The sequence below is a fragment of the Microbacterium sp. CnD16-F genome (assembly GCF_024124465.1).
Taxonomy (GTDB): domain Bacteria; phylum Actinomycetota; class Actinomycetes; order Actinomycetales; family Microbacteriaceae; genus Microbacterium; species Microbacterium gawkjiense.
The window spans coordinates 1-13,880 of the sequence record NZ_JAMXSA010000012.1 but is presented as its reverse complement, the minus strand read 5'-3'; the positions used below and the strand labels follow the sequence as shown (position 1 = coordinate 13,880).

The following is a 13,880-nucleotide window of genomic DNA, read 5'->3' as shown; positions in this document are numbered from 1 at the left end:
AGACCGGACAGACAGAGACAGCGCTGTCATTCCGTCCTTGTGGCGGCTCCTCCGCACGGCTAACGTGAGCGCCATCGGCGAAGTCGCCGACCCGCACCCGAGTGGTTTCGAAGACGAACCTGACAGGAGACGCACACATGGCACGCACACGGATCGGCGTCGCACTCGCGACGCTCACCGTCGCCGGCATCGCCCTCGCCGGCTGCGCCGGCGGCGGCGCCCAGCCGGCCGGCGACAACACGATCGACGGCGAGGTCGCCGGCGACATCAAGGTCATCACGTGGCGAACGGACCTCGTGGAGGACGGCACGTTCGCGGAGTACGCCAAGGAGTTCCAGAAGAAGTACCCCGACGTGAACGTGACCTTCGAAGGGATCACGGACTACGCCGGCGAGATGCTCACCCGCATGTCGACCACCAACTACGGCGACGTCATCGGCATCCCGGCGATCAAACCCGACCAGTACGAGCAGTTCCTCGAGCCGCTCGGTGACACGTCCTCGTTCGAGGACACCTACCGCTTCCTTCCGGCCGCCAGCTACGACGGCACGCAGTACGGCATCGCCTTCGGCGGCAACGCCAACGGCATCGTCTACAACAAGAAGGTCTTCGAGGAGGCCGGCATCACCGAGCTGCCCACCGACGAGGCGAGCTGGCTCGAGACCCTGCAGAAGGTGAAGGACGGGACCGATGCGATCCCGATGTACACCAACTACAAGGACGGCTGGCCGCTGACGCAGGCCTTCGGCAACCTCGGCGCGATCACGCACGACCCGGACGCGCCCATCACGATGGCCGAGGACCCGGCGCCCTGGACAGAGGGCACCGACGCCTACGCGGTCGACTCCTTCCTCTACGACACCGTCGAGGCGGGGCTCACCGAGGAGGACCCGCTCACCACCAACTGGGAGCAGTCGAAGGTCGACCTCGGCACGGGCAAGATCGCGACGATGCCGCTCGGCTCGTGGGCCATCTCGCAGATGCAGGCGGCCGCCGAGGCCAACGGCGGATCCGCCGACGACATCGGCTACATGGCCTTCCCGGCCAACGTCGACGGAACGCAGTACGCCGTCATCGGCGGCGACTACAACCTCGCCGTGAGCAAGCACTCCAAGGCGAAGGCCGCCGCGTGGGCATGGATCCAGTGGGTCGCGGCCGACTCGGGCTACACCGAGGCGCAGGGCATGATCTCGCCCGTGCTCGACAAGCCGCTCCCCGAGAACCTCGCCGGGTTCGAGGACTCCGGCGTGGAGCTCATGGAGATCAACCCCGCCCCCGCCGGCAAGGAGGGCCTCATCAACGCCGTCGCCGACGACTCGCAGATCGACCTCTACGGGCCCCTCTACCGCCAGAAGCTCATCGACATCGCCCGCGGCGCCGCCGACGGCGACAAGGAGAGCTACTTCGCCGAACTCAACGAGCGCTGGGGCGCATCGGTCGAGAAGCTCGGCTGAGAGAGGCATCCACGATGGCGATCGCAACTCCCGGCTCCGCTCCCGCGGACGCCCCTGCGGTCCTGTCCGCACCCGCCCGGGTGCGCCGGCTTCGCGGCTCGCGCCGCGGGACCGGCGCACCCGGCGCCGGGTCGCGCGGGGCGGGACGCGGGATCGTCCAGCGGCTGACGCCCTGGCTCTTCCTCTCGGGGGCCGTCGGCCTCCTCCTCCTGTTCACGTACTGGCCCGCGCTGAACCTCTTCTACTACTCCGTCACCGACTGGGACGGCATCGACCTCGAGAAGAACCTCGTCGGGCTCGACAACTACATCCAGGTGTTCACCGACCCGCGCATCTTCAGCGTCTTCTGGGTGAGTCTGTACTACTTCGCGGCGTCGTTCCTGCAGATGGGGATCGCCCTCTACTTCGCGACGATCCTCAGCTTCTCGACGCGGTTCTCGAACCTCTTCCGCGGCATCCTGTTCTTCCCATACCTGATCAACGGCGTCGCCATCGGGTTCGTCTTCCTCTACCTCTTCCAGCCCGGCGGCACCCTCGACACCGTCCTCGGCTGGTTCGGCCTCGCCGACCCGCCGCAGTGGCTCGGCGACCCGGACGTCGTCAACTGGTCGCTGGCGGGCACCTCGGTCTGGCGCTACACCGGCCTCAACTTCGTCCTGTTCCTCGGCGCGATCCAGTCGATCCCGCGCGAGCTCTACGAAGCCGCGGAGCTCGACGGTGCCAACAAGTGGCAGCAGTTCTGGTCGATCATCGCCCCCGGCATCCGCCGCATCATCGGCCTGTCGTTCATCCTCGCCATCGCCGGCAGCCTGTCGGTGTTCGAGGTGCCCTTCATCATGACCGGCGGCGCCAACGGTTCCGCGACGTTCGTCATCCAGACCCTGCAGACCGCGTTCTCGTTCCGGCAGGTGGGCCTCGCCTCGGCGATGGCCGTCGTCCTGCTGGTGATCGTCCTTGTCGTCACCTGGATCCAGCGACGCGTGTTCCCCGACGAGAAGGTGGACCTGACGTGACCGCGACCCTGATGCCGCCCACGAAGCCGACGGCGCTCCCCCGGCGCCGGTCCGCGCGGACGCCGCTGCAGCGCCTCGGCAGCCTGAGCGCGACGGCGGCGAAGTACACGAGCCTCGTGATCGCGGCGATCGTGACGCTGCTGCCGCTGTCGGTGCTGCTGTTCGCGGCGATGAAGAGCTCGAGCGAGTATGCGAGCACGGGCCCCTTCGACCCGCCCTCGAACTGGTTCAACGTCGACAACTTCGTGACCGCGTTCACCAGTGGCAAGATGCTCGAGGGCTTCGTCAACACGACGATCGTGCTCGCCGTGTCGCTCGTCGGCACGATCGCCCTCGGCACGATGGCCGCCTACGCCCTCGACCGCTTCCAGTTCCGCGGCAAGAAGGTCGTCATGGGACTCTTCCTGCTCGCGACCCTCATCCCGGGGGTCACGAGCCAGGTCGCGACCTTCCAGCTCGTCAACGGCCTCGGGCTCTACGACACGAAGGCCGCGCTCATCCTGCTGTTCATGGGCACGGACATCATCGCGATCTACCTGTTCATCCAGTTCATGCAGTCCATCCCGATCTCGCTCGACGAAGCCGCCATGATCGACGGGGCGAACCGGTGGACCATCTACTGGCGTGTGGTGCTGCCGTTGCTGCGTCCCGCGATCGCGACGGTCGTCATCATCAAGGGCATCGCCGTGTACAACGAGTTCTACGCCCCCTTCCTCTACCTGCCCTCCGAGGGCATGATCTCCACGTCCCTCTTCCGATTCAAAGGGCCGTTCGGCGCGCAGTGGGAGGTGATCGCCGCCGGGACGCTCGTCGTGATCATCCCGACGCTCATCGCCTTCCTGCTCCTGCAGCGTTGGATCTATCAGGGCCTCACCTCAGGAGCCGTCAAGTGACCCACCTCTCCCGCCGCCCCCTCCACGACGGGTGGACCGTCCGCGCCGCCGCAGGGCCCGTCTCCGACGCCCTCGCGGGTGTCGACGTCGACGCGGTCGTGCCCGGCAGCATCCACGTCGACCTGCTCGCCGAGGGGCGCATCCCCGACCCGTTCCACGGGGACAACGAGTCGCTGCTGGCCTGGATCGGTCTCGTGGACTGGACCTACCGCACCACGTTCGCCTGGACGCCCGACGGCAGCGACCGCCACGACCTCGTCTTCGACGGCCTCGACACGGTCGCGACGATCCGCCTGAACGGCCGCGCCGTCGGCGAGGTCGCCAACCAGCACCGGTCGTACCGCTACGACGTCGCCGCGCACCTGCAGGACGGCGACAACGAGCTCGAGGTCGCCTTCCGCGCGCCCGTGCCCTACGCGAATCAGGCCAGCCTCGACCTCGGTGCCCGCCCGCGCCCCTACCCGCTGCCCTATGAGGCGATCCGCAAGTCCGCCTGCAGCTTCGGCTGGGACTGGGGCATCGCCACCTACACGAGCGGCATCTGGAAGCCGGTGCACCTCGAGTCGTGGTCCACCGCGCGCCTGTCGCGGACGCGCGTCGTCGCGACACCGATGGGCGACGGCGGACGGGTCACCGTCGACGTCGACGTCGAACGGACGGATGCCGCCGGCTCGAACCTGGAGGTGCACGCGATCGTCCGCGGTCCCGGCCTGGACGGCGAGGCGACCGCGAGCGCCGCGGTCGTCGGCGAGACGGGCCGCGTCGAGGTGGACCTCTCGGCCGTCCGACGCTGGTGGCCGGTCGGTCACGGCGAGCAGCCGCTCTACACGGTCGAGGTCGTCCTCCACGCGGCGGGGCGGACGCTGGACGCGACCACCCGACGGGTCGGGTTCCGTACGGTCCACTGGGACACCGAACCGGATGCCGCGGGCACCCCCTACACGCTCGTCGTCAACGACCGGCCGATCTTCGTGAAGGGCGTCAACTGGATCCCCGACGACGCACTCCCCGTGCGCGTCGATCGGGACCGCTACGAGCGCCGACTGCGCCAGGCGATCGACGCGAACGTGAACCTCATCCGCGTGTGGGGCGGCGGCCTCTACGAGTCCGACGACTTCTACGACCTCGCCGACGAACTCGGACTGCTCGTCTGGCAGGACTTCCTGTTCGCCTGCGCCGCCTATCCCGAGGAGGAGCCCCTGCGCTCCGAGATCGAGGCCGAGGCGCGCGAGAACGTCGTGCGTCTGGCGTCGCACGCCTCGCTCGCCCAACTCGTCGGCAACAACGAGAACCTGTGGGGCTTCGAGGACTGGGGCTGGAAGCTGAGCCTGGACGGCAAGAGCTGGGGCGCGACGTACTACTACGAGATGTTCCCGGCGATCATCGCCGAACTCGCCCCGCACGTGCCGTACGCCCCCGGCAGCCCGTTCAGTCCGGAGACGGGGTGGGATGCCGCATCCGGCCGTCAGACCGGACCGCACCCCAACGACGAGAAGCACGGCAGCATGCACCTGTGGGAGCAGTGGAACCGACGCGACTGGTCGACCTACCGCGAGCACACGCCCCGCTTCGTGGCCGAGTTCGGCTGGCAGGCGCCGCCGGCGTGGACGACGCTTGTCGACTCGGTCGACGACAGTCCGCTCACCCCGGAATCGCCGGGCATGATCGTGCACCAGAAGGCGATGGAGGGGAACACGAAGCTCACGAACGGGCTGCTCCCCCACTTCCGGATGCCGGCCGACATGGAGACGTGGCACTGGGCCATGCAGCTGAACCAGGCCCTCGCTGTCGGCGCCGCGCTCGACCACTTCCGCTCGTGGGCGCCGCACACGATGGGCGCCGTCGTGTGGCAGCTCAACGACTGCTGGCCGGTCACCTCGTGGGCGGCGATCGACGGAGCCGAGCGGGTCAAGCCGCTGTTCCACGCGCTGAAGAACGCCTTCGCCCCGCGCGTCGTGACGGTGCAGCCGCGGGACGGCCGGCTCGTCGCCGTCCTCGGCAACGACACCGATGAGACGTGGAGCGTTCCGCTGCGCACCCGACGCGTCTCGTTCGGCGGCGACGTGCTCGCCGACGGCGCGGTGGACGTCTCCGTCGAGGCCCGGGGGACGCTCGCCGTGCCGATCGACACCGACCTGACCACGCCGACGGATGCCGCCGCTGAAGCGCTCGTCGTCGACGCCGACTCCGCGCGCGGGGTCTGGTACTTCGCCGAGCCGCGCGACTCGACGCTCGGCGACCCGGGCCTGACCGTCGCGACGCGCCCGGTCGAGGGCGGCACGGAGGTGAGCATCACGGCGGAGCGCTTCGCCCGCGACGTCTCGCTGCTCGCCGACAAGGTGCACGCCTCCGCGCAGCCGGCGGACGGCTTGCTCACGCTGCTCCCCGGCGAGACCGGGCGCATCGTCGTGCACCACGACGCCGGCGTCGCGCTCGATGCCGCCGCCCTCGCAGATCCGCGCGTGCTCCGCTCCGCCAACCAGCTGGTGACCGGATGACCGCCCTCGAGGGGCCCGTCTGCGGCATGACGTGGGGGTGGACGGGCGTCCGCGGAACGTGGACGACGCCCGCCGCAGCGGCATCCCTCGACGCGATGGCCGACCACGGCGTCACCTGGACGGCGCTCGCGTACGCCGCCGAGCAGGCGACCGCGTTCTCGACCGACATCCCGTTCCGCGACGAGCCGACGGTGACCGAGGACGAGATCGTGCACGCGATCCGCGCCGCGCACGAGCGTGGGATGAAGGTGTGCCTGAAGCCGGTCGTCAACGTCGCCGACGGGACCTGGCGCGCCTTCATCGGCTTCTTCGACTGGGACGTCCCCGGCGAACCGAGCTGGACCGAGTGGTTCGCGTCCTACCGGGCGTTCATCCTCGACGCCGCCCGCATCGCGCAGGCCGAGGGGTGCGCGATGCTCTGCATCGGCTGCGAGATGGTGCGCGCCGACGGGCAGGAGGCGCACTGGCGCGAGCTCATCCGAGCGGTGCGGGAGGTGTACTCCGGACTGATCACGTACAACTGCGACAAGTACCAGGAGGACCGGATCGGCTGGTGGGACGCGGTCGACGTGATCTCGTCCAGCGGCTACTACCCGATCGACGCGTGGCAGGAGAACCTCGACCGGATCGAGGCGGTGGTCGCGGCATCCGGCACGCCCTTCGTGTTCCTCGAGGCGGGCTGCCCGTCGCGGGAGAACTCCCCGATGAGGCCGAACGACTGGGCTCTCGAGGGCGCTCCGTCGGGCCAGGCGCAACTCGACTACTACCGCGCGATGTTCGACGCGTGCGGCGAGCGGGAGTGGGTGTCGGGCTTCTTCCTCTGGGACTGGCCGGCGGAGCTCTACGCCCCCGACGCGGCGGAGGACAACGACGACTACTGTCCATACGGGAAGCCGGCGGGTGAGTTCTTGCGCTCGCACTATCGTGCGCTGACGACGGCTGCCGCGGGAGGAGGACGATGAGCGCGCGCCGCGTGCTGGCCATCGACGCCGGCCAGAGCGACATCAAGGTGAGGGTCGATGACGGCTCCCGTCGGGAGGACCTCGCGTTCCGCGGCATCCACACCGGCGGACCGCTCCTGCCCCAGCTGGCGCGCGTCGTCCACGAGACCCTCGAGCGCACGGGCACCGAACCCGACGTCGTCGCGGCGGGGATCTCGGGACTGACCGACCGCGACGCGGATGCCGACGCGCTGCTCTCGCTCGTCCACGCCGACGGCGTGCGGGCCACGATGCTCGCGCACGATTCGACGACGTCGTTCCTCGGTGCGCTCGGCGACCGGCACGGCGCCGTCGTCGCGGCCGGAACGGGAGTGGTCACCCTGGCCGTCGGCGCGACCGACACGGCCCGTGTCGACGGGTGGGGCTGGATCATGGGCGACGCCGGCAGCGGCTACTGGATCGGTCGAGAGGCGCTCGACGCCGTCATGCGCGCATACGACGGTCGCGGACCGGCGACGCTGCTGACCGACGACGCCCTCGCCCGGTGGCCCGACCTCTCGCAGGCGTACATGGCCCTGCAGGCCGATCACGATCGTGTGCGGGTGGTCGCGTCGCTCGCGCGGGACGTCGCGCGGGCGGCGGATGCGGGCGACGCCGTCGCGCGGGAGATCTCGCACCGTGCCGCGCAGCAGCTCGCGTGGTCCGCTCGGACCGCCGTCCGCCGCGTGCGCACCGACGAGCCGGTGTTCGACGTCTGCGCGATCGGCGGGGTGTTCGCCTCGCGGACGCTGCACGACGCCTTCGAGGCCGCGCTCGGCGAGGGCGCGGGGCTGCGGCTCGTCGCCCCGCAGGGCGTCGGGATCGACGGCGCCCTCGCCCTGGCCGAGATCACGACGGCCCACCCCCTGGGTGCGGCCGTCCACCGCGCCGGCGCGATCTGACCCGCGGCCTGCGTGCCGCCCTGCGGCATCCGCCGCTCTGCCGCAGATTCGGAGATGTGCCCTGGATTCGGACGTGATCGCGCGAACACGTCCGAATCCAGGGCCGGGATCCGAATCCGACGCACGCCCTCGTCTTCTCCACGAACAGGCCGGCGCGGCACGCGCGCACAAGAACCGGCTCCTGCGGGTGTGCACGGCCTCCAGCGCGCCACGCTCACCGTATGGAACTTCGCGCGTTCGTCGACAGTCGCGGTGGCATCGTGCACCGCTCGGTGCTCCTCGCTGCCTGCGCATCCCCGCGGGCGCTGCAACGCGCGGCAGCGCGAGGCGAGATCGAGCGTGTGCGCCGATACTGGCTCGCCACGCCCTCCGCGCCGGCGGATCTGCGCGCCGCAGCACTCTCGACTGCGCGCGTCGCCTGCGTCTCCGCCGCACGTCACCGCGGGTGGTGGATGCCGCCTGAGGTCGATGCGAGGCTGCACTTGCACGTCCTCCCCCACGCGGAGCCTCCGCGCGGCGACCGCGTCGCGCATTGGACGCGGCCGCTCGCCCCCGTGGGACGCGCATCGCTCGTGGAGTCCGTCCACGACGCTCTCGACCACATCTCCGCGTGCGTCGACCGCGAAACCGCGACCGTCCTCTGGGAGTCGGCCTGCCGTGTCGAGAGACTCACGCCCGCCGATCTCCGGCGGGTGCGGTGGCGGTCAGCATCCGCTCGGGAGCTCTGCGACCAGATCACCGGACTGCACGATTCCGGTCTGGAGACGATCTTCGCGGTGAGGATGAGGAGCGCCGGAGTCGCCGTGCGTTTCCAGCAGTTCGTGGCCGGCCACCCCGTGGACGCACTCATCGGCGAGCGACTGGTCGTGCAACTCGATGGCTTCGCTTTCCACTCGACCTCCGCCGACCGCACCCGCGACGTCGCGCATGATCGCGAACTCGTCGCCCGCGGCTTCACCGTGCTGCGGTTCACCTACGCAGAAGTCCTGCACCGCTGGGACAGCGTCGAGCGGGCGATCTCTCGCGCCATCGCCCAGGGCGCGCACCTCTCCACCTGAAGACCCCTCCCCGCGCCGCTCGTCGCCGACACCGCACGCCTCGGATTCGGACATCCGCCTCGGATTCGGACGGGACCGCGCCTGCGCGTCCGAATCCGAGGCCGCGATCCGAATCCGGGACACACCGCACCCCGAACGACGGATGCCGGGGCCCCGACTTCGGGCCCCGGCATCCGTCAGCGGCTCAGCGCCGGCTCAGACGAGCGATTCGCGCCAGGCGCGGTGCAGCTGCGCGAACTTGCCCGTGCCGGCGATGAGGGCGTCGGGGGTGTCGTCCTCGATGATCCGGCCGTGCTCCATGACGAGCACGCGGTCGGCGATCGCCACCGTCGACAGGCGGTGCGCGATGATGATCGCCGTGCGGTCGGCGAGCAGGGTGCCGAGGGCCTCCTGGATCTGCCGTTCGCTCGGGATGTCGAGCGACGCCGTGGCCTCGTCGAGGATCAGCACCGCGGGGTCGGCGAGGAACGCGCGCGCGAACGAGATCAGCTGACGCTGACCGGCCGAGACGCGACCGCCGCGCTTGTTCACGTCGGTGTCGTACCCGTCGGGCAGCTTCTCGATGAAGGCGTCCGCACCGACCGCGCGGGCCGCCGCACGGATCTCGTCCATCGTCGCGTCGGGCTTGCCGAGCGCGATGTTGTCGGCGACGGTCCCGCTGAACAGGTACGCCTCCTGCGTGACCATGACGATCGCGCGGCGCAGGTCCTTCGGGTGCAGCTCCCGCAGGTCGACGCCGTCGAGGGTCACGGCACCCTTCGTCGGGTCGTAGAACCGCGCGACGAGCTTGGCGAGCGTGGATTTGCCGGCGCCCGTGGTGCCCACGAGCGCGATCGTCTGCCCCGCCGGGATGTCGAGCTGGAAGTGCGGCAGGATCGTCTTCGACTCGGAGTACCCGAACGTCACGTCGTCGAAGCGCAGGTGGCCGGTCGCCTGGCGCAGGTCCACGGGTTTCGTCGGGTCGGGGACGGTCGGGTCCTCCTCGAGCACACCTGACACCTTCTCGAGCGCGGCCGTGGCGGACTGGTACGAGTTCAGGAAGAACGCGACCTCCTGCATGGGGGCGAAGAAGTTGCGCACGTAGAGCACCGCCGACAGCAGGAAGCCGAGCTCGAGCGCACCGCTGACCACGCGCAGCCCGCCCCACAGCACGACGGCGGCGAGGGCGAACGAGGCGAGCGCCATCATGGCGGGCTCGAACGTGCCGAACAGGCGGATCGAGCGCATGTTGATGTCGCGGTAGTCGTTTGCGAGGCCGCCGAACTCGTCGTCGTTGGCCGGCTCCTTGCGGAACGCCTTGACGGCGCGGACGCCGGTCATCGTCTCGACGAACTTGACGATCACCTTGGCGCTCACGACGCGCGATTCGCGGTAGACGACCTGCGAGCGCAGGTAGAACCAGCGCATGAGGAAGAACAGCGGGATGCCCATGAAGGCGAGCACGAGGCCGGACTGCCAGTCGAGCAGGATCAGCGCGACGAGCGTGAACCCGCCGTAGAGCAGGCCCGAGACCAGCTCGTTGAGTCCGCCGTCGAGCAGCTCGCGGATCGTGTCGAGGTCGCTCGTCTGACGCGAGATGATGCGGCCGGATGTGTACGACTCGTGGAACTCGAGGCTGAGCTTCTGCGTGTGCAGGAAGATCCGCTTGCGGAGGTCCAGCATGACGGCCTGGGTCAGCCGCGCCACCACGACGGCGTACCAGCCGATGAGTGCCGCACCGCCGATCGCGGACACGAGGAAGACTGCCACGACGGCGATCGTCGGCATCCAGTCGGCCTCTTTCTGGACAGCGGGCAGGGCGTTCGCGATGCCCCAGCCGACGAGCGCCGGGCCGGCCACGCGGAGCACCGTCGAGACGACCAGCACGATGCCCGCGAGGACGAGCTGCATCTTCAGCGGCGTGACGAGCGACCCGAGCAGTCGCAGCGAGCGTCGCCGGATCTGCCGGCTCTCCTCGCGGGTGTAATCGGAGCGGTCTTCGCCGCTGGTGCCCGTGACGGTGCTCACAGGGACACCTCCCTCTTTTGCTGACGTTCCTGCTCGTCCTCGAGGCTCGAGATGACGTGCCGGTAGTGCTCGCTGGTGCGCAGGAGCTCGGAGTGCGTGCCGACGGCGGTGATGCGCCCCTCTTCGAGGAGGGCGACGCGGTCGGCGAGCGTGACGGTGGACGGCCGGTGGGCGACCACGAGGGCCGTCGTCTCGGCGAGCACCACGCGGAGGGCGTCCTCGACGAGCGCCTCGGTGTCGACGTCGAGAGCCGACAGCGGGTCGTCGAGTACGAGGACGGCCGGGCGGGCGGCGACGGCGCGGGCCAGTGCGAGACGCTGACGCTGACCGCCCGAGAGGCTCAGCCCCTCTTCGCCGATGACGGTGTCGACGCCGTCGGGCAGGTCGTCGACGAACGCCGCCTGCGCCACCTGCAGGGCTTCGCGCAGGACGCGCTCACCCTCGGGGCTGTGCGGATCGAGGTCCTCACGACCGAGGAGGACGTTCTCGCGCACGGTCTGCGAGAACAGCGTGGCGTCCTCGAAGGCCATGCCGACGTGACGGCGCAGCTCGGTCAGCGCCAGGTCACGGACGTCGACGCCGTCGAGCAGCACGCGGCCTCCGGTGACGTCGTAGAGGCGTCCGGGCAGAGTCGTGAGCGTTGTCTTGCCCGAGCCGGTGAGACCGACGAGCGCCATGGTCTCGCCCGGCCGCAGTGACAGGTCGATGCCGTCGAGCAGGTCTCGCTCGGTGGCCGCGGCATCCTGATACCGGAACCGCGCCCCCTCGAAGACCAGCTCGCCGCGGGGTTCGGCGATCGAGACGGGGTTCTCGGGGTCGACGATCGTGTTCTGCTCGTCGAACACCTCGAAGATGCGGTCCGTCGCGGTGCGCGCGTCGACGAGGAACGAGAACAGGAACCCGATGGACTCGACGGGCCACCGCAGAATGGTCGCCATCGCGAAGAAGGCGATGAGCGCCGCGGTGTCGATCTGCTCCACCGAAACGAGGTAGATGCCCGCGCCCAGGCACAGCGCGAACGCGATGTCGGGAAGCAGCACCAGCCAGAACCAGATCCAGCCGACGGCCTTGGCCTTGCTGATCTCGGTCTCGCGGAGCGTCTCCGCCTGACGCGTGAACTTGCGCAGGGCGTGGCTGCCGCGGCCGAAGGCCTTGAGGACACGGATGCCGTGGACCGACTCCTCGACGGCGGTCGCCAGGTCGCCGGCCTGGTCCTGGCTCTGCCGCGAGAGCATGCCGTAGCGGTTCTCGAAGACGTAGCCGGCGATCCACAGCGGTGCGGAGACGACGACGAAGATCGTGCCGAGCAGCCAGTGCCAGCTGAACAGGATGACGGAGCCGACGACGATCGTGATCATGTTCACGACCAGCAGCACGACACCGAAGGCCATCCATCGACGGATGAGGCCGATGTCCTGCATCATGCGGCTGAGCAGCTGGCCGGACTGCCAGCGGTCGTGGAAAGCGACCGGCAGCCGCTGCAGGCGCGCGTAGAAGTCGGTGCGCAGCTCGTACTCGACGGCGGTGGCCGGGGCGAGCACGAACCAGCGGCGCGCCCACACCATGAGCGCCTCGAGGAGGCCGAGCAGCAGCACGGCGCCGGCGCCGAGGGCGATCAGCCACGGGTCACCCGAGGCGATGGGGCCGTTCGTGCCGACGATCTGCTCGAGCACGAGGGGGATGGTGAGACCCAGCAGACTCGCGATGAGCGCACTGAGGGCGCCGAGCCCCAGGCGCGGGAGCACGGGCTTCGCGAAGGGGATCAGGCGGGCGAGGGAACGGGCGGTGGACAGACGGGGATGCGTCGAGGAGGTCATGATCCTGCACAGGTGAGGAGCGGATGCCGAAGCGGCGAGGAGCGCACGGGGGCGCGGACGATCGGGGTCTCGGGGACCCGTCGAGGGAGAACGATGAAAGGCGCGGGAAGCTTCCGCGCGAGGTCAGACCTCGGTCGTCATCCCCGACGGACGGGGCGTCCGGCGACGAGGAAGGCGGCGGACTTCGTGTAGACGATCTCCGGGGACATGGCTTCCTCCTTGATGGGGCCGGACGAGGCGCCCGCATCGTGCGGGAGCCCTCCAGGATATCCCTGAGGATTCGCTGTAAACAAGCGCTTACTCAGATGGATTGATCATTTCCCCGATTCGCGCTGCAGCAGGCTCTGCTTCACGTGCAGCCCCCAGGCGAACCCGCCGAGCGCTCCCCCGGTGCGGAGGACCCGGTGGCACGGGACGAACAGCGCCGGCGCGTTGCGCGCGCAGATGGATGCCGCGGCCCGGACCGCGTTCGGCGATCCGAGGTGGGCCGCGAACTCGCGGTACGTGAGCGGCCCCCCGGCCGGGATGCGACGCAGGGCCGCCCACCCGGCGGTCTGCAGGGCGGTGCCGTACTGCATCACGGGCACGTCGTCGATCGCGGTGAGGTCGCCGTCGTAGTACGCGAGCGTCCGCGCCGCCGCCTGCGTCCGCCCCGGCGCGACGTGCGGCGGCACGCGGTCTGCGCGGAGGCGCCCGAGGATGCGCTCGGGGTCGTCCGTCCACCCGGACGACAGCACCCGACCGTCGTCCTCGAGGATCGTGAACGGGCCGTCGGGGGTGTCGATGGTCTGCAGGATCGCGGTCATGAGGCGGCCTTCCGGGAAGAGGGATCGAGGTCCACGGCACGCCAGGCCTGCGTGACGGGCGCGGCGCACCAGAGGTGCGCCATGAGGTAGCTGCGCCAGGGCGCGACCCGCGCCGCCCAGGCGGTCAGGCCTTTCGCGTCCGACGGGATGCCGGCGGCCGCCGCTCCCGCCCGGGCCGCGACGTCGCCGGGCAGCAGGACGTCGGGGTCGCCGAGCACCCGCATGCGCACGTAGTCGGCGGTCCACGGCCCGATCCCCGGGAGGGCGAGCAGGGCGGCGCGCTGTTCGTGGGTGTCGTCGCCGGGTCCGAGCCGGAGCGAGCCGTCGGCGAGGGCCGTCGCCGCGTGGACGATGGCGCGGATGCGCGCGCCCGGTCCCCGCAGCACCTCGGCACCGTGCTCGGCGACGGCCTGCGGCGTCGGGAACAGGACGGCGGGTCCGAGCGGCGTCTC

Annotated in this window: 11 protein-coding genes; 7 read left to right on the top strand and 4 right to left on the bottom strand. The window is 70.2% G+C overall.

Annotation, left to right across the window (positions count from 1 at the left end):
* Window positions 1-137 precede the first annotated feature (137 nt).
* From NH287_RS05280 to NH287_RS05250, 7 genes are all read left to right on the top strand, one after another.
* Window positions 138-1,454: an ABC transporter substrate-binding protein gene (locus NH287_RS05280; RefSeq protein ID WP_253034760.1), complete on the top strand. Its 1,317-nt coding sequence runs from the start codon at window positions 138-140 to the stop codon at window positions 1,452-1,454.
* Window positions 1,455-1,468: 14 nt separating this feature from the next.
* Window positions 1,469-2,467 (top strand): carbohydrate ABC transporter permease, encoded by a 999-nt coding sequence (locus NH287_RS05275; protein WP_253034759.1) that lies wholly within the window; start codon window positions 1,469-1,471, stop codon window positions 2,465-2,467.
* Entirely contained in the window at window positions 2,464-3,360 is an 897-nt protein-coding gene (locus NH287_RS05270; RefSeq protein WP_217531605.1) for a carbohydrate ABC transporter permease, read from the top strand. The genes NH287_RS05275 and NH287_RS05270 overlap by 4 nt, the downstream gene beginning before the upstream one ends.
* A complete protein-coding gene (locus NH287_RS05265) occupies window positions 3,357-5,858 on the top strand; it encodes a glycoside hydrolase family 2 protein (RefSeq protein ID WP_253034758.1) in 2,502 nt (833 codons plus the stop codon). The genes NH287_RS05270 and NH287_RS05265 overlap by 4 nt, the downstream gene beginning before the upstream one ends.
* Window positions 5,859-5,884: 26 nt before the next feature.
* Window positions 5,885-6,820, top strand: coding sequence for a 1,4-beta-xylanase (locus tag NH287_RS05260; RefSeq protein WP_253034802.1), 936 nt, complete (start codon window positions 5,885-5,887; stop codon window positions 6,818-6,820).
* Window positions 6,817-7,740, top strand: a complete 924-nt coding sequence (locus NH287_RS05255) for an N-acetylglucosamine kinase (protein ID WP_253034757.1) — start codon at window positions 6,817-6,819, stop codon at window positions 7,738-7,740. The genes NH287_RS05260 and NH287_RS05255 overlap by 4 nt, the downstream gene beginning before the upstream one ends.
* A gap of 221 nt (window positions 7,741-7,961) precedes the next feature.
* Complete coding sequence (locus NH287_RS05250; protein ID WP_253034756.1) at window positions 7,962-8,798, top strand: endonuclease domain-containing protein; 837 nt, start codon at window positions 7,962-7,964, stop codon at window positions 8,796-8,798.
* 195 nt (window positions 8,799-8,993) lie between these two features.
* Here the strand turns inward: NH287_RS05250 and NH287_RS05245 are convergent, their stop codons facing one another.
* From NH287_RS05245 to NH287_RS05230, 4 genes are all read right to left on the bottom strand, one after another.
* Window positions 8,994-10,805 carry an ABC transporter ATP-binding protein gene (locus tag NH287_RS05245; RefSeq protein ID WP_253034755.1) on the bottom strand — a complete coding sequence of 604 codons (1,812 nt, stop codon included), beginning with the start codon at window positions 10,803-10,805 and terminating at the stop codon, window positions 8,994-8,996.
* Window positions 10,802-12,622 (bottom strand): ABC transporter ATP-binding protein, encoded by a 1,821-nt coding sequence (locus tag NH287_RS05240; protein WP_253034754.1) that lies wholly within the window; start codon window positions 12,620-12,622, stop codon window positions 10,802-10,804. The genes NH287_RS05245 and NH287_RS05240 overlap by 4 nt, the downstream gene beginning before the upstream one ends.
* 314 nt (window positions 12,623-12,936) lie before the next feature.
* The gene (locus tag NH287_RS05235; RefSeq protein ID WP_253034753.1) at window positions 12,937-13,428 is read right to left on the bottom strand and encodes a methylated-DNA--[protein]-cysteine S-methyltransferase; all 492 of its coding nucleotides are present in this window, start codon (window positions 13,426-13,428) and stop codon (window positions 12,937-12,939) included.
* The coding region (locus NH287_RS05230) for a DNA-3-methyladenine glycosylase (RefSeq protein WP_374209364.1) at window positions 13,425-13,880 on the bottom strand (456 nt) is incomplete at its 5' end. The genes NH287_RS05230 and NH287_RS05235, both read right to left, overlap by 4 nt.